We start from the raw sequence: 16708 nt of genomic DNA on the forward strand, positions 1-16708 counted from the left end.
GCTGGACGCGTCGATGCCGGCGCGGAAGACGGCGCCGCGATCGGCGTGGTTGCGGAAAGCGCGGGCGCCGACGTTCCGGCGATCGACGAAGAGGGCAGGGCAGCGAACGGGACGATGCCGTCGGCGGGCTTCACGTCGGCGTGCGCATCGGCGGCAGGTTGAGGCACGTGGGCCGGTGCGGCGCGATCGATGACAGGCGCCGGTTCCGTGTCGTCCTTGTCGTCGGTATCGGGCGATCCGGCCGGATGGCGGGTGCCAGGGTCGCGAACCGCCGCATCGTCTGCCTGCGCGGAGGCGGGATCGGCGGATTCCGATCCCGCGGTGTCCTCCAGCGATTCGGCGACCGGATTCCCGGTCGACACGTCGAAGGCGGAAGCCGGCGGGCTGGCGACGTCTTCCCACGGCGCGACGTCGATGGGCATGTCAAACGAAGGCGCGGCGGCGATCCCGAATGCCGGCACGGCGGGCGCATCGTCGACGGGAGGGATCTCGTCGTCGGCACGAGGCGAAAACACGCGATCGTCGACGCGGGTATCCGGCAGCGCGTGCGGGGTGGTGTCATCGAACGACGGGGTGGGCGAATCGCCGACCGGAGCCTGTGTCATGCCGGATTCCGCCGGCATGAAGGCGTCGAGCACGATCGGCGCGGTGTCGTCATGCGCAGGTGCGGCTTGGTGTTCGGCCGGGACAGGGATGTCCTGCGCTGCGATGCCGTGCGTCGCGGAGACGAACGCGTCCGACACAGCCGCCGCTGCCGGCGCGGCCACGCCACCTGCTGCCGCGGCTACGCCGGCAGCGGCAGCGGTAGCGGTTGCCGCGTGCGTCGCGTCGGCCGGCTGCGCGCCGCCCAGCGTCGCCCATTGCGCGGTGCTGGCTTCGATCGCGCGCAGCGTGTCGTGAACGCTCGGCGCAGGCGTGATCGGCGCGGCCGGTTTTTCCGTCCACGCATAGAGCGGCGCGCGTGCCGGCGCGGGCGGCGCCGGGCGGCGGCGTGTCGCGTCCGGCGGCAGGCCGGCTGCCGCCGTGCCGGCGGCCGGACGCACCGGCGGACGCTGCGGTGGCGTACCGGCCGGTCGCGGCGCGACCGTGGCGCGCGGCGTAGTCTGCGTGAGCGCGGCGGTGGCCGGCCGCGCGGCGGTCGGACGCGGCCGGACGGGTTCGAATCCCGCCGGAAGCGGAGCGGGCGCGGGGCGCGGCACTTGCGCGTTCGCCGCGGCGCGCGCGAGGCTGGCGGTGCTGCCGGTGGTCGGCGGCGGCATCGCGCTGGCCGGGATCGGCGCGGGCGGCGCCGGTGTGCGTTGCGGCGCGGCGGGCTTCAGCCAGCCCGACGGCGCGACGGGCTCCGCGAGCGGGCGCGGCGGCGTCTTGCTGCGCGGCTTCGGTCGCGCCTGCGGATCGGGCTTCCACACGGTCGGGCGCGAATACCGGCCGTTCTGGCGCGGCGCCATCGAGTTCACGGTGTGCGCGGTGGTCGGCTGCACGACGTCGTCGTCGCGATGCAGCGCACTGCGCGGCAGGTCGGCGATCCCGCGCGCGTCGTCGTCGCCGTCGCGCGACAGCTTGACGCCGAACGACGTGTCGACCCACGCGGCGAACTGCCGCCAGCCGATGCCGGTCAGCCACGGCAAGCCGGCGAACAACAGCACGACCATCGCGACCGGCGTGCCGATCGGACCGAGCACGCGGGCGAAGCCGGCCGCGCACGCATGGCCGAGCGCGTTCGTGTCGGGGCCGGACAGCGGGCTCGTCAGCGTGCAGCTGGCGACGAATACCGCGGCGAAGCCGAGCCACAGGCGGATCGAGCCGCGGCCGGCGAGCCCGCCGCCGCCGGGCAGCATCGCCTGGACGAGACGCCAGAAGAGAAGGAGGAACCAGACGGCGGAGATGCCGAACCAGCCGAAGACAACCGTGTGCATGCTTTGAAACAGGAGTGGGGAGGGGCGCGCGGGGCGCGACCCGCCGAGTTTAACCGGCCGGCGAACAAGACTCTAACGCGGCGTGATTCCGATTCACGCCGCGCGACGCACGTGGGTGGCACATGCGCGTGGCGCGCCACGCGAAGGCGGTCGGTCGGCCTTCGCGCGCGCCGGGCGTCAGGGGCTCCGGTGCGTGAACGTCAGCGTCGCGCCGGCCTCGGTCACGATCTGCAATTGCTGCGGCGCGCGCATCTGCACGCCGGTCTTCGCGATGTGGGCGAGCGCGTCGAGGTACGCGGCTTCGAGCTGGCCGCCGAGCGTGTTCGGGCAGGCCATTCGCGTGCCGGCGAGCGGGCCGAAGCTCAGCACGCCATTCTTGATCGCATAGGTGCCCATGTAGCGGTTGCAGCCCGAGAACCCGCTTGCGCGCCGGATGCCCGAATCGGTCGACAGCGCGAGCTTGATCGGCTCGCCGTTGTCGCCGTGCGGGATCGCGCGTTGCGTGCCGTCGGCGTTCACCCAGCGGGTGAGCTCCCAGCTCGTGTCGTCGAGCAACTGGACGGCGGCGGGGTTGTACGGGTCGGGTTCGGGGGCGGCGGAATCGGGATGGGTCGGCATTGCGCAGGCGGCGAGAAGCGTGGCAAGCGTCAGCGCGCAAAGCGGCGCGCGCAACGGACGAAACAGGCCGGTGCGTGCGCGTGCGGCCGCGGACAGGTGGGACATGAGCCTCGTTCCTCTTCGGATTCTGATCAAGGCGTAAGAGTAACGCACCCGCCCCGCGGCAGGCGAGCCGACACTTCGCGCGTGAAAACGTTCGCGGGCCGCCCACCGGCCTCGCACGACGACGCGCCGGCGCGGCCAAACCGCCCGAACCGGCCCGGATGCCCGTGTTAACATCGAAGCCGTTTTCGTCCTCCAACAGAACCAGCGGGAAATCACATGCAGATCGGTCAGCGGCTCGGTACGCCGCTTTCACCCTCGGCCACGCGCGTCATGCTGCTCGGCGCGGGCGAACTCGGCAAGGAAGTCATCATCGCGTTGCAGCGTCTCGGCGTCGAAGTCGTCGCGGTCGATCGCTATCGGGACGCACCGGGCCACCAGGTCGCGCATCGCGCGCACGTGATCGACATGACGGACCCGGCCGCGCTGCGGGCGGTCGTCGAGGCCGAGCGTCCGCACCTGATCGTCCCCGAGATCGAGGCGATCGCCACCGACGCGCTCGCGGCGATCGAGGCGGCCGGCCTCGCCGAGGTGATCCCGACCGCGCGCGCGACGCAGCTCACGATGAATCGCGAAGGGATCCGCCGGCTCGCGGCCGAGGAACTCGGCCTGCCGACCTCTCCGTATGCGTTCGCGGATTCGTTCGAAGCGTTCAGCGCGGCCGTCGCGAAGATCGGCATGCCGTGTGTCGTGAAGCCCGTGATGTCGTCGTCGGGCAAGGGGCAGTCGGTCGTGAAGACCGAGGCCGACGTGAAGCCGGCGTGGGACTACGCGATGGCCGGCGGGCGTGTGAACCACGGCCGCGTGATCGTCGAGGGCTTCGTCGATTTCGACTACGAGATCACGCAGCTGACCGTGCGCGCGATCGACCCCGCGACGCTCGACACGCGTACCTATTTCTGCGAGCCGGTCGGCCACGTCCAGGTGGCGGGCGACTATGTCGAATCGTGGCAGCCGCAGCCGATGAGCGCGGCGGCGCTCGAGAAGTCGCGCGAGATCGCGCACAAGGTGACCGAGGCGCTCGGCGGGCGCGGGCTGTTCGGCGTCGAGCTGTTCGTGCGCGGCGACGACGTCTGGTTCTCCGAGGTGAGCCCGCGGCCGCACGATACGGGCCTCGTCACGCTGGCATCGCAGCGCCAGTCGGAATTCGAGCTGCACGCGCGGGCGATTCTCGGGCTGCCGGTCGATCCGGCGCTCGGCACGCCGGCTGCGTCGGCGGTGATCTACGGCGGGCTCGACGAGCGCGGGATCGCGTTCGAAGGCGTGCGCGACGCGCTCGCGGTGCCGGGCGCGGACCTGCGCCTGTTCGGCAAGCCGGAAAGTTTCGCGAAGCGGCGCATGGGTGTCGCGCTGGCGACCGGCGCGACCGTCGACGAAGCCCGCGAACGCGCGAAGCGCGCTGCCGCGGCCGTGCGGCCCGTGTCGGCGCGCTGACGGAACGAGGAGCGGACGATGGCGTCGAGGTGGTTGCGTATCGGAAAGCTGGGCGCCGCGCTGGCGCTTGTCGCGAGTCTCGCCGGCTGCGGCCTGGCGGCCGCGCCGTGCCGCGTGGCGTCGGCGGGCCTCAAGATCGTGCCGCTCGTCGGCCATGTCGCCGCGGCGCCGACCGATGCGTGCGCGGATGTGATCGATCCCTGATTTCGGCCGCCGACGTGCCTTCCCGTCAACCGTATGGACAATCACCCCGCGCGCCGCGATGGCGCGTTTCCACCGTCTCGTGAGAGGACCTGCATGATTCGCTACACTCTCGCCGCGCTTGCGCTTGCCGGCAGTGCCGTTTCCGTCGCGCATGCCGCGCGATTGACCATCGAAGAGATCGACGCCGACACGCGCCAGCAGGTCGTCTACCAGTGCGCGAACCAGAAGCAGCCGGTGCGCGTGTCGTACTGGCTCGCGGGCAACGGCCAGAGCTTCGCGCTCGTGCCGGTCGACGGCAAGCGGTTGCTGTTCGTCGACACGGTGTCGGCGTCGGGCGCGCGCTACCAGGCCGGCCGCTATACGTGGTGGACGAAGGGCAAGGAAGCGACGCTGCGCGACGAGATCGCCGACCCGAAGTCGCCGCCGCTGCTGGGCGACTGCGTGCAGGTCGAGAAGAAAAAGAAGCAGGGCTGAGCGGCGGGCGCGGTCGCGGCACGCATTCGCGTATTCGCGCGTCGTGACGGCTGTCAGGCTGAAGGCCCGGTACGCGGATGGGCGGCGGACCGACTGGTACGAGGCTTCGGCATCGAACCCCCATTCTTGTTTACTGCCCGATACGGATAGCCCGAGCGGGCGACCGCTCGCCCGCACGGGCTGGGGCAGTCCCGCCGCGCGAACGGCCGCCGCGGCCGTTCGCGGCGTTGTCGCGGACAGATTCCCGCACGGTGCTACAATACGGCCCTTTCCGCCGGCATTCGCGCCGAACGGAGTCCGCACGGCCTGGCGTCCAGCGTTCGCATTGAACCGGTGCCAAGCGCCAGAGCGGCGCCGCGCGGCGCGCCGCGGCTCCGTCTATTTCCGAATTGTGATGAGCGCAGGCCCGGCCGGCCTGACGCACGATGTCCCCGCCGCGCCTTTTGAGCGAAACGCCACCATGTCCGATTCTGTCGCCAAGCCCGTCGACGCAACCTTCGATCAATTCGGCCTTGCCGCCGATATCCTGAAAGCCATTGCGGAGCAGGGTTATACGACGCCGACGCCGATCCAGGCGCAGGCCATTCCGGTCGTGCTCGCCGGCCGCGACGTCATGGGCGCCGCGCAAACGGGCACCGGCAAGACCGCGAGCTTCTCGCTGCCGATCATCCAGCGCCTGCTGCCGCAGGCCAATACGAGCGCGTCGCCGGCGCGCCACCCCGTGCGTGCGCTGATCCTCACGCCGACCCGCGAACTCGCCGACCAGGTCGCCGCGAACGTGCACGCGTATGCGAAGCACACGCCGCTGCGCAGCGCGGTGGTGTTCGGCGGCGTCGACATGAACCCGCAATCGGCCGAACTGCGTCGTGGCGTCGAGATCCTGATCGCGACGCCGGGCCGCCTGCTCGATCACGTGCAGCAGAAGACGGCGAACCTCGGCCAGGTGCAGATCCTCGTGCTCGACGAAGCCGACCGGATGCTCGACATGGGCTTCCTGCCCGATCTGCAGCGCATCCTGAACCTGCTGCCGAAGGAGCGTCAGACGCTGCTGTTCTCGGCCACCTTCTCGGGCGAAATCAAGAAGCTCGCGTCGACCTACCTGCGCAATCCGCAGACGATCGAGGTCGCGCGCAGCAACTCGACGAACGCGAACGTCACGCAGATCGTCTACGACGTCGCCGAAGGCGACAAGCAGGCGGCCGTCGTGCAGTTGCTGCGCGATCGCGGCCTCAAGCAGGTGATCGTGTTCTGCAACAGCAAGATCGGCGCGAGCCGCCTCGCACGCAATCTCGAGCGCGACGGCGTGGTCGCGTCGGCGATTCACGGCGACAAGACGCAGATCGAGCGGATGCAGGCGCTGGACGCGTTCAAGCGCGGCGAGATCGAGGCGCTGGTCGCGACCGACGTGGCCGCGCGCGGCCTCGACATCGCCGAGCTGCCGGCCGTGATCAACTTCGACCTGCCGTTCAGCGCGGAAGACTACGTGCACCGGATCGGCCGTACCGGCCGCGCGGGCGCGACGGGCGACGCGCTGTCGCTGTGCAGCCCGAACGAGCGCAAGCAGCTCGCCGACATCGAGAAGCTGATCAAGCGTCCGCTCGAAGTGCAGACGCTCAAGCTCGACAAGCCGGCGCGCCATCGTCATGACGAACGTGGCGGCGAGCGCGGTGGTGAACGCAACAGCGAGCGCGGTGGCGAGCGGGGCGGCCGGCGCGATCGCGACGAGCATCGCGGCGCATCGGCTCGCCGGTCGGGCAGCGCCGAGCGCGGCGGCCATCATCGCCGCCACGAAGCGCCGGTCGACGACTTCTTCCTGAAGCCGTACGAGCCGCAGGCGTCGGCGAAGCAGCCCGACGACGCGCAGCCCGCGCAGCAGCCCGAGAAGAAAGGGCCGAAGCGGCAGGTCGCCGCGCTGCTCGGCGGGTTCGGGATGCCGCGCAAGCCGTCGGCGTAAGCCGGGCGGAGCGGCGGGGGCGGCGCGTGAGCGCTGCCGGCGAGCGGGCACATGCGACGAACATGTGCCCGTTTTTCATTGGGTGACGCGATCGGGGCGGGGTGGCGTGCGAGGCGGGGCTATTGCTTGCCGCGCGGGGCGGATCTTTTGATGCCGTGTCGTCGCCAGGCGTGACGGTCATGCTTCCGTCACGTCGTCACGCGATCGGATTAGCGGCCGACGGACGCACGAGCGTAGTCGGGCACGCGCCGGTGTCCCGCAGGCGACTCAACCCGCGCGCGGGCCGAAGCGACGCGCCCACGCATCGGTCGCGGCCGCGTAGAAGGACGCCATCGTATTGCCCGGTAGATCGCCATCGTCCGCCAAACCGAGATGCGCGGCCGCGGCCCGCAGCGCCGGAAGCGGATCGTTGCGTTCGAGCGCCGTCGCGCCCGTTTGCTTGCTGAGCTTTTCGCCGTTCGCATCGACCACGACGGGCACGTGCAGATACGCGGGAGTCGGCACGCCGAGGCAGCGCTGCAGGTAGATCTGGCGCGCAGTCGAATCGAGCAGGTCGGCGCCGCGCACGACATGCGTGATGCCGGCATCGGCATCGTCGACGACGACCGCGAGTTGATACGCCCATTGGCCGTCCGCGCGTTTGAGCACGAAATCGCCGACTTCGGTCGCGAGGTTCTGCGCTTGCGTGTGCTGCCAGCGATCGTCGAACGTGACGAGCGCGTCGCTGCCGTCCGGCACGCGCAGCCGCCATGCGCGCGCGGGCTTGCCGTGCAGGCCGGTGCGGCAGGTGCCCGGATAGGCGAGCGTCGTGTGGCGTTCGTGGGCCGCGCGCAGCGAATCGGCGATTTCCTTGCGCGTGCAGCCGCACGGATAGACAAGCCCCGCCGCGACGAGCCGCTCGAGCGCGGCCGTGTAGGCCGCATCGCGCGTGCTCTGCCAGACGGGCTGCGCGTCGGGCGTCATGCCGAAATGGGCGAGGGTCGCGAGGATGTCGTCCGCCGCGCCGGGCACCGTGCGCGGGCCGTCGAGATCCTCGATGCGCACGAGCCACGTGCCGCCGTGCGCGCGCGCGTCGAGCCAGCTCGCGAGCGCGCCGACCAGCGAGCCGAAGTGCAGCGGGCCGGTGGGCGACGGCGCGAAGCGGCCGCGATAGCCGTGATTCATCGGCGGGGCGCGACGAGACGTGGCGAGGCGAGCCGTTACGCGGCGCTGGCTGCCTGCACGCAGGCCGGGCACGACTTGCCGGGCACGTAGCTCGGCGACTGTTGCGCTTGCGGCGTGACGACTGCGCGGCACGCGAAGCACGTGACGTTCGCGGTGGGCTGGAGCTGCGGATTCAGCGCGGTGCGGTAGTCGAACACGAAGCAGTCGCCGTGATAGTGCGCGCCGCCGACTTCCTCGAAGTACTTCAGGATCCCGCCTTCGAGCTGGTACACGTTCTCGATGCCGATTTCCTTCATGTGGATCGCGGCCTTCTCGCAGCGGATGCCGCCGGTGCAGAACGACACGACCGTCTTGCCTTCGAGGTCGGCGCGGTTCGCGTCGATCACTTCCGGGAATTCGCTGAACTTGTCGATCCGGTAGTCGAGCGCGTTGTCGAACGTGCCGACGTCGACTTCGAACGCGTTGCGCGTGTCGAGCATCACGACCGGGCGGCCCGCATCGTCGTGGCCGCGGTCGAGCCACGCCTTGAGCGTGCGCGCGTCGACGAACGGCGCGCGGCCGAGTTCCGGCTTGATCGCGGGCTTCTTCATCGTGATGATCTCGCGCTTCAGGCGCACGAGCATGCGGCGAAACGGCTGCGAGTCGGACAGGCTTTCCTTGAACTGCAGCGTCGCGAACTTGCCTTCGAACAGCGGATCGTGGCGGATGTATGCGATGAATGCGTCGGTGGCTTCGCGCGTGCCGGCGATGAACAGGTTGATGCCTTCCGGCGCGAGCAGGATCGTGCCGCGCAGGCCCAGTTCGTTGCAGCGCGCGGTGACGAGCGGGCGCCATTGCTCGTTCGCGTCGAGCGATACGAAGTGGTAGGCGGCGAGGTTGACGATGGTCATGATGGTCCGACGGGAAAACGGCCGCACGCGGCCCGCAAAAAAGGGTGCGAAGCCGGGGCGTTGATTCGAAAAACCGTATTATCCCGCAAACGACGCCGGCATCGGTATCTGGCCGAACGGCCAGCCGCGCGACGCGTCGCCGCGTGCATCGGCCGAACGGCCAACGCGGGCATTTTTTGGGCAGCCCGCGCGGCGGGGCGGCTACAATAGCGCCCATGTCAGATCCTCGCTTCGTCCATCTTCGCGTTCACTCCGAATTCTCGATTGCCGACGGCATCGTGCGCATTGACGACATCGTCAAGGCGGCGGCCGCGGACGGCCAGGGCGCGCTCGCCCTCACCGATCTCGGCAATGCATTCGGCCTCGTCCGTTTCTACCAGGAAGCCCGCGGCAAGGGCATCAAGCCGATCGCCGGTTGCGACGTCTGGATCGCCAATCCGGACGACCGCGACAAGCCGTCGCGGCTGCTGCTGCTGGTCAAGGACAAGGTCGGTTACCTGAATCTCTGCGAGCTGCTGTCGAAGGCGTGGCTCACGAACCAGTACCGCGGCCGCGCGGAACTCGACGCGAGCTGGCTCGACGGCGAGCTCGCGCAGGGGCTGCTCGCGCTGTCGGGCGCGCAGCAGGGCGATATCGGGCTCGCGCTGGCCGCCGGCAACGAAGAAGCCGCGCGCCGTCACGCCGCGCGCTGGGCGAGCGTATTCCCGGGCGCTTTCTACATCGAGCTGCAGCGTTACGGCCAGCCGGGCGCCGAGGCGTACATCCAGCAGGCCGCGACGCTCGCCGCGTCGCTGAAGCTGCCGGTCGTCGCGACGCACCCGACGCAGTTCATGACCGACGACGATTTCACCGCGCACGAGGCGCGCGTGTGCATCTCGGAAGGCGACATCCTCGCGAACCCGCGGCGGCAGAAGCGTTTCACGACCGACCAGTATTTCCGCACGCAGGACGACATGGTCGCGCTGTTCGCCGACCTGCCGTCGGCGATCGCGAACACGGTCGAGATCGCGAAGCGCTGCAACCTGAAGCTCGAGCTCGGCAAGCCGAAACTGCCGCTGTTCCCGACGCCGGACGGCATGTCGCTCGACGACTACCTGGTCCAGCTGTCGAAGGAAGGGCTCGAGACCCGCCTCGCGCAGTTGTATCCGGTCGAAGCCGAGCGCGACGCGCAGCGCGACACGTACTACAAGCGCCTCGAATTCGAGTGCGGGACCATCACGAAGATGGGCTTCCCCGGCTACTTCCTGATCGTTGCGGACTTCATCAACTGGGCGAAGAACAACGGCGTGCCGGTCGGGCCGGGCCGCGGCTCGGGCGCCGGCTCGCTGGTCGCGTACGCGCTCGGCATCACCGACCTCGATCCGCTGCGCTACAACCTGCTGTTCGAGCGCTTCCTGAACCCCGAGCGCGTGTCGATGCCCGACTTCGACATCGACTTCTGCCAGCACGGCCGCGATCGCGTGATCCAGTACGTGAAGGAGAAATACGGCGCGGACGCCGTGTCGCAGATCGCCACGTTCGGCACGATGGCCGCGAAGGCGGCCGTGCGCGACATCGGCCGCGTGCTCGACCTCGGCTACATGTTCACCGACGGTGTCGCGAAGCTGATTCCGTTCAAGCCCGGCAAGCACGTGACGATTGCCGACGCGATGAAGGAAGAGCCGCAACTGCAGGAGCGCTACGACCACGAGGACGAAGTCCATCAGTTGCTCGATCTCGCGCAGCGCGTCGAGGGCCTTACGCGTAACGTCGGGATGCACGCGGGCGGCGTGCTGATCGCGCCCGGCAAGCTGACCGATTTCTGCCCGCTGTACACGCAGGGCGACGACGGCGGCGTGGTCAGCCAGTACGACAAGGACGACGTCGAAGCCGTCGGCCTCGTGAAGTTCGACTTTCTGGGGCTCACGACGCTGACGATCCTCGACTGGGCCGAGCGCTACATCCGCCGCCTCGATCCGTCGAAGGCCGACTGGTCGCTCGCGCAGGTGCCGCTCGACGATCCGGCCTCGTTCCAGATCCTGAAGAAGGCCAACACGGTCGCGGTGTTCCAGCTGGAAAGCCGCGGGATGCAGGGTATGCTGAAGGATGCGCAGCCCGACCGCTTCGAGGACATCATCGCGCTCGTGTCGTTGTACCGTCCGGGCCCGATGGACCTGATCCCGAGCTTCTGCGCACGGAAGCACGGGCGCGAGAAGGTCGACTATCCGGATCCGCGCGTCGAACCCGTCCTGAAAGAGACCTACGGCATCATGGTCTATCAGGAGCAGGTGATGCAGATGGCGCAGATCATCGGCGGCTACTCGCTCGGCGGCGCCGACTTGCTGCGTCGCGCGATGGGCAAGAAGAAGCCCGAGGAGATGGCCAAGCATCGCGAGATCTTCGCCGAGGGTGCGGCGAAGAACGGCCTCACGCGCGAGAAGTCCGACGAGATCTTCGACTTGATGGAGAAGTTCGCGGGCTACGGCTTCAACAAGTCGCACGCGGCCGCGTATGCGCTGCTCGCGTATTACACCGCGTGGCTGAAGGCGCACCATCCGGCCGAATTCATGGCGGCCAACATGACGCTCGCGATGGACGACACCGACAAGGTGAAGATCCTGTTCGACGATTGCGTGTTGAACAACCTCGTCGTGCTGCCGCCGGACATCAACGCATCGCATTACCGGTTCGAGCCGGTCGCGGAAGCCGACGGCAAGCGTTCGCGCACGATCCGCTACGGCCTCGGCGCGGTGAAGGGCAGCGGCCAGAACGCGATCGAGGAAATCCTGCGGGCCCGCGAGGAAAAGGCGTTTACCGACCTGTTCGACTTCTGCGAACGGATCGACCGGCGCGTCGTCAACCGCCGCACGGTCGAGGCGCTGATCCGCGCCGGCGCGTTCGATTCGCTGAACCCGAACCGAGCGCAATTGATCGCGTCGGTGCCGCTCGCGATGGAAGCGGCCGACCAGGCCGAGGCGAACGCGATGCAGGCCGGCCTGTTCGACATGGGCGCCGAGTCGCCGCATGCGCACGCGCTCGTCGACGAACCCGCGTGGGACGACAAGCGCCGTCTGCAGGAAGAAAAGGGCGCGCTCGGGTTCTACCTGTCCGGCCACCTGTTCGACGCGTATCGCGACGAAGTGCGCCGCTTCGTGCGGCAGAAGGTCGGCGACCTGAAGGAAGGGCGTGACAAGCTCGTCGCCGGCATCATCGCGTCGCTGCGCACGCAGATGACGCAGCGCGGCAAGATGCTGATCGCGCTGCTCGACGACGGCTCGGGCCAATGCGAGATCACGATCTTCAACGAACAGTTCGAGGCGAATAAGGCGCTGTTCAAGGAAGACGAGCTGCTGATCGTGCAGGGGCAGGCGCGCAACGACGCGTTCACCGGCGGCATTCGCTTCACGGCCGATACCGTGATGGATCTCGAACGCGCGCGCAGCCGCTATGCGCAGGCCGTGCGGCTGACGATGAACGGCAACGCCGACGCGCTTGCGCTGCGCCGCGTGCTCGAGCCGCATGTGGCGAAGGACGAGCCGGCTGCCGCGAACGCGGTCGAAGCGCCCGCGCCGCGCGGTGGCGGACGCGATGGCGGTCGCCGCCCGCAGGCGCCGCTGCCGAACGGGCTGGCGGTGCAGATTCACTACAGCAATGCGCGCGCGCAAGGCGAAATGCGTCTGGGCGACGCATGGCGCGTGAAGCCGAGCGACGTGCTGCTGGCGGAGTTGCGAGCGGCGTTCGACGGCAGCGTCGTCGAAATCACGTACTGATCGCGTTCCACTTCGACGGCTGTCGCCTATGCACGGCCCGTCGCATCGCCATCGTGCGGTGCGGCGGGCCGTTTTGACGAGCGCGGGCAGGCGGGTCTTGGGCTGCCCATCCGGACGCTATACAATCCCGCGCTGACCGGATGAACTCGGCGCTTGCGCAGGTTTGCGCGGCGGCGAAGCCGGCAGCATGCGCGCAAACGGGGGCGAATTCACGCGCCGTGCGGCAGTGCGCGACAGGGCCGCTCTGGGCAGGATGCCGGGGCAGGGCTCGTCGCGACGATAAAAACTGATTGTCACCACCACAAGACCATGGCCAATGGGAACCCGATGCAGCGGATCCTCGTGATCCGGATTGATTTTCTGGGCGACATGCTGTGCACGACGGCGTTTCTCCGCGCGCTGAAGGCGCGCTGGCCGGGCGCGGAGCTGCATGTGGTCGCGAACCGCTACAACGCGGCCGCGCTGGCCGGCAACCCGGACGTGCACGCCATCCACACCTACGTGTACAGCCGCCAGTGCGAGCGCAACGACCGTCCCGGACGGATGCGCGCATTCTTCGACCGGCTGCGCCTCGTGCGCCGTCTGCGCCGCTTGCGGTTCGACCTCGTGATCGTGCCGAACGGCGGCATGCACCGCAGCAGCATGCAGTTCGCGCGCCAGCTTCGCGCGAAGGATTGCCGCTGGCACGATGCCGAGACCGAATTCGACGATCGCAAGCCCGAGCATGTCGCGCAGCGGCCGATGTGCCACGAGGCGTTGTCGGGTTTTCGCCTGGTGCCCGAACTCGGCTGCGCCGATCTCGACCGTCTCGAGCTGTCGGTTCATCCCGACCGCGCGCTGCAGGAAGTGTGGCATCGCCTGCTCGGCGCGCGCACGAAGCCGCGCGTCGGGCTGTTCGTGTCGAACAAGGCGGTCGAGCGCCGCTGGCCCGCCGAGCGCTGGCGCGACCTCGGCGAGCGGCTCGCAACCGTCGCGGATGTCATCGTGTTTCGCGATCCGGCCATCGGCCATGCTGCCGAAGGCGACCTGTGGCGCGACGTGAATGCACGGCATGTCGCGCCGGCGTCGGTCGCCGAGCTGGTGGCGGCCGCGAGCCTGCTCGATGCGATCGTCTCGGCCGACAGCGCGCCCGTCCACCTTGCGTCGGCGCTCGGCGTACCGGTGGCTGCCCTGTTCGAGGACCGTCCCGAGAAATACCTGCGCTGGCATCCGCTCGGTGTGCCGCACGTGGTCCTGCGCGCGGGCCCGACCGTCGATGCGATCGGCGTCGATGCGGTCGAGCGCGCGGTGCGCCACCTGCTGCCGCAGGCGAGCCACCGCGACGAAGCGCCGGCCGGCACGGCGCGCGCGCGGCCGGCCGCGGCGGCGCCTGCGACCGTGACGATCGCTTCGTAGCGCCCGGCGGTCCGTACCAGCCGCACATACTGCCATGCCCGGCTGCGCAGGGCCGTATCGCGGCCGCCCGCACGACCGGTGTGCGGCGCCGCGCCGGCTGCTGCAAAATCCTGTACATTGCCAGCCTTGTTCAGCCAGCCAGACGATTACCGTGGCCCTGTTTTCTTCCGCCCGTCCGCCCAGAACCATCCTCGTCGCCGCGCCTCGCCGTATCGGCGACGTACTGTTGACGACACCGCTCGTACGGTCGCTGAAGGCCCGCTGGCCGGACGCGCAGATCGACATGCTGGTGTTTCGCGGCACCGAGGGCGTGCTCGAGCACAATCCGGACGTGCGGCGCGTGATCGTCGTCGCGCAGCGCGCGGGATTGGGCGAGCGGCTGCGCGACGCACTGTCGATATGGCGTCGCTACGATCTCGCGTGCGCGGCGCTGAGTTCCGACCGGCCGCGTTTCTATAGCTGGTTCGCCGGCCGCAAGCGGGTCGGTCTCGTCGATCCGGATCGCGTCACGTGGCTCACGCGGATGATGCTGCACGGAATCGCGATCAATCACCACGAATCCGCGCATACGGTCGTCAGTACGCTGGCGCTCGCGCCGGTGATCGGCATCGAGCCGGTGTCCGAGGTCGTCGCGCCCGGCATCGGCGACGATCCCGCGCGGCGCGCGCGTTTCGACGCGTGCCTCGCCGAGTCGCCGGCGATCCGCGCCGGCAAGCCACTGGTCGTGCTGCATCCGTATCCGATGTTCCGTTACAAGCAATGGCGGCTCGACGGTTGGGTCGAAATGATCGGCTGGCTGCGCGAGCAGGGCTTCGCGGTGGCGTTGTCGGGCGGCCCGGCCGACCGCGAGCGCGAATATGCGGAGCAGGTCGCGACCGAGGCGGGCGGTGACGTGCTGAACCTGGTCGGCCGCCTGACGTTCGGCGAGAGCGCGGAACTCGTGCGGCGCGCGCGGCTCTTCATCGGCCCCGACACCGGCGCGACCCACGTCGCCGCCGCGACGGGCACCGACACGATCGCACTGTTCGGGCCGTCCGACCCCGTGCGCTGGGGGCCGTGGCCGCAGCACTGGCCGGCGACCGAGAATCCGTGGGCGCTGCGCGGCTCCGGCCGGCATGGGAACGTGTGGCTGTTGCAGGGGGACGGGGATTGCGTGCCGTGCCGGCACGAAGGCTGCGAGCGTCATGTCGACAGCCGCAGCGACTGCCTCGCCCATCTTGGCGCGCAGCGCGTGAAGGCCGCGGCGGCCGAGATGCTCGGGCTGACTCCGCCGGGCCCGGCCGACATCGTCGTCGACACGTCACGGCTGCGCCGCACCGGAACCGACTGAGGCGTGCCTTTTTTCGTTCGCGGACGGGTTGTTTCGCGAAGCGCCACGCGGCTCGGCCGCATCGATGGCGGATATCCGCTGCCGCCGGCGCTGGTCGGCAGGGCAGCGGAACGTATGCCGGCGTGCGTTACACGCTGCGTCGGATCGCCGACGTTTCGCGCGGCAGCGCTTCGCTGCGTTCGCCGCAGCCGAGCAGAATGCCGGCCAGCAGCACGATCAGGTGCCCTTCGGCGAAATCCAGCAGCAGCGAATTCGCGAGACTGCCGATCGCGAAGATCGCGAGCCACGCGAGCAGCAGGTGCCGCGAGCGCGGATCGAGCGCACGGCTGCCGCGCGCGATCTGCACGATCAGGTTGACGAACAGCAGCAGGCCGAGCGTGCCGAGCTGCACGGCCATCAGCAGATATTCGTTGTGCGGATTCGACGTGAGCTGGCCTTCGGCGGCCGTCTTGCCGGCCGTGAGCTTCTCGAATTCGGATTCGAGGCCGCCCGCGCCGTAGCCGATCACCGGGCGCTGGCGATACAGCTCGAGCCCCTTCTTGTACCACTCGAGGCGCAGCCCGGTCGACGTGGCTGCATCGCTCTGCCGATATTGCTGCACTTCCGTCACGACCTTCGTCAGACGGCCGTTGTGAACCGTGCATGCAGCGACCACGAGCGCGACGCCCGCCAATACGAGCACGCCGGCGGCGAGCCCCGCGCGCAGCGCGGACTGCCGGCGCAGCAACAGCACGAAACGCACCGCGACGACGAGGATCAGCAACAGCGCGATGACCTGCCCGGTGCGCCCCTGCAGCATCACGAACACGTTGACGAGCGCCAATGCCGCGACGAACGCATAGGCGGCGCGCGACAGCGTCGTGCGGGCCGCCAGCGCGAGATCGGCCGCCTGGTAGAAGAGCAGTGCGCCGAACATGCCGGCGGCGATGTGGTTCTTGAACACCCACGCGCGCGAAAGCGGCAACTGGGTCGCATACGCCGGCCCGATCGTGGTCAACCCGAGATAGTTGGTCGTCGACAGCAGCAGGACCACGCACAGCGTGCCGAACCAGCAGCGCCGCACGATCGGCGCCCAGTTCGAATGACGGAACGCGAGCACGGCGAACGGCAGCAGCAGCAGCTTGTCGTACTTCGCGACCCAGTTCCACGCCTTGTTGTGCGGCGCGACCGTATAGGCGACGCTCGCGGCCAGCGCGGCCAGGATCAGCAACGCCGCGAGCGAAGCCGGATCGGTGACGAACGAGCGCAGGTCACGCCAGAATTCGGGGGAGATCACGAGCGCGGCGGCGAACAGCCCGCAGAACACGTTGGTCAGCGCGGTCGAGACGGGCACCATGCACAGCGCGGCGACGGCGAATGCACGGGCGGCGGTCAGGCGCCGCGTGGCGGGAGTGGAAAACGAAAGCATTGGAACCTGTCGTATGGACGAATGCGGCTCGCGGACATCGCGCCCCGCGCCGCGTATCCCGGCGAGCGAT

General features: G+C 69.4%; 11 protein-coding genes. 7 read left to right on the forward strand and 4 right to left on the reverse strand.

Annotated features, from left to right (window positions below):
* Positions 1-2093: 2093 nt before the first annotated feature.
* Positions 2094-2639, reverse strand: coding sequence for an META domain-containing protein (locus tag C5F75_RS06265; protein WP_059646481.1), 546 nt, complete (start codon positions 2637-2639; stop codon positions 2094-2096).
* A gap of 216 nt (positions 2640-2855) precedes the next feature.
* Here C5F75_RS06265 and purT point away from each other — a divergent pair, with 216 nt between their 5' ends.
* The 4 genes from purT to C5F75_RS06290 all read left to right on the forward strand — a co-directional run bounded on the left by purT (position 2856) and on the right by C5F75_RS06290 (position 6702).
* Positions 2856-4070 carry a formate-dependent phosphoribosylglycinamide formyltransferase gene (gene purT, locus C5F75_RS06270; RefSeq protein WP_059583706.1) on the forward strand — a complete coding sequence of 405 codons (1215 nt, stop codon included), beginning with the start codon at positions 2856-2858 and terminating at the stop codon, positions 4068-4070.
* Positions 4071-4088: 18 nt separating this feature from the next.
* On the forward strand, positions 4089-4274 hold the full coding sequence (locus C5F75_RS06275; protein ID WP_006497052.1) for a DUF6726 family protein: 186 nt from the start codon (positions 4089-4091) through the stop codon (positions 4272-4274).
* 93 nt (positions 4275-4367) lie between these two features.
* Positions 4368-4748: an MliC family protein gene (locus tag C5F75_RS06280; protein ID WP_104011984.1), complete on the forward strand. Its 381-nt coding sequence runs from the start codon at positions 4368-4370 to the stop codon at positions 4746-4748.
* Between the two features lie 394 nt (positions 4749-5142).
* On the forward strand, positions 5143-6702 hold the full coding sequence (locus C5F75_RS06290; RefSeq protein ID WP_060966831.1) for a DEAD/DEAH box helicase: 1560 nt from the start codon (positions 5143-5145) through the stop codon (positions 6700-6702).
* A 267-nt stretch (positions 6703-6969) separates the two neighbouring features.
* On the opposite strand, the gene gluQRS is transcribed toward C5F75_RS06290, so the two are convergent.
* Both gluQRS and C5F75_RS06300 read right to left on the reverse strand, forming a co-directional pair.
* Positions 6970-7866: a tRNA glutamyl-Q(34) synthetase GluQRS gene (gluQRS, locus tag C5F75_RS06295; RefSeq protein ID WP_104011985.1), complete on the reverse strand. Its 897-nt coding sequence runs from the start codon at positions 7864-7866 to the stop codon at positions 6970-6972.
* A gap of 35 nt (positions 7867-7901) precedes the next feature.
* Positions 7902-8756, reverse strand: coding sequence for a sulfurtransferase (locus C5F75_RS06300; RefSeq protein ID WP_104011986.1), 855 nt, complete (start codon positions 8754-8756; stop codon positions 7902-7904).
* A gap of 215 nt (positions 8757-8971) precedes the next feature.
* On the opposite strand from C5F75_RS06300, the gene dnaE reads away from it, so the two are divergent.
* The 3 genes from dnaE to C5F75_RS06315 all read left to right on the forward strand — a co-directional run bounded on the left by dnaE (position 8972) and on the right by C5F75_RS06315 (position 15230).
* Positions 8972-12505, forward strand: coding sequence for a DNA polymerase III subunit alpha (dnaE, locus tag C5F75_RS06305; protein ID WP_059583697.1), 3534 nt, complete (start codon positions 8972-8974; stop codon positions 12503-12505).
* A 309-nt stretch (positions 12506-12814) separates the two neighbouring features.
* Positions 12815-13900: a glycosyltransferase family 9 protein gene (locus C5F75_RS06310; protein ID WP_059583695.1), complete on the forward strand. Its 1086-nt coding sequence runs from the start codon at positions 12815-12817 to the stop codon at positions 13898-13900.
* Between the two features lie 151 nt (positions 13901-14051).
* A complete protein-coding gene (locus C5F75_RS06315; RefSeq protein WP_059583693.1) occupies positions 14052-15230 on the forward strand; it encodes a glycosyltransferase family 9 protein in 1179 nt (392 codons plus the stop codon).
* A 127-nt stretch (positions 15231-15357) separates the two neighbouring features.
* Here the strand turns inward: C5F75_RS06315 and C5F75_RS06320 are convergent, their stop codons facing one another.
* Positions 15358-16638 carry an O-antigen ligase family protein gene (locus C5F75_RS06320; protein WP_059583692.1) on the reverse strand — a complete coding sequence of 427 codons (1281 nt, stop codon included), beginning with the start codon at positions 16636-16638 and terminating at the stop codon, positions 15358-15360.
* Positions 16639-16708: the final 70 nt, after the last annotated feature.

Source organism: Burkholderia anthinoferrum, assembly GCF_002925705.1.
Lineage (GTDB): Bacteria > Pseudomonadota > Gammaproteobacteria > Burkholderiales > Burkholderiaceae > Burkholderia > Burkholderia semiarida.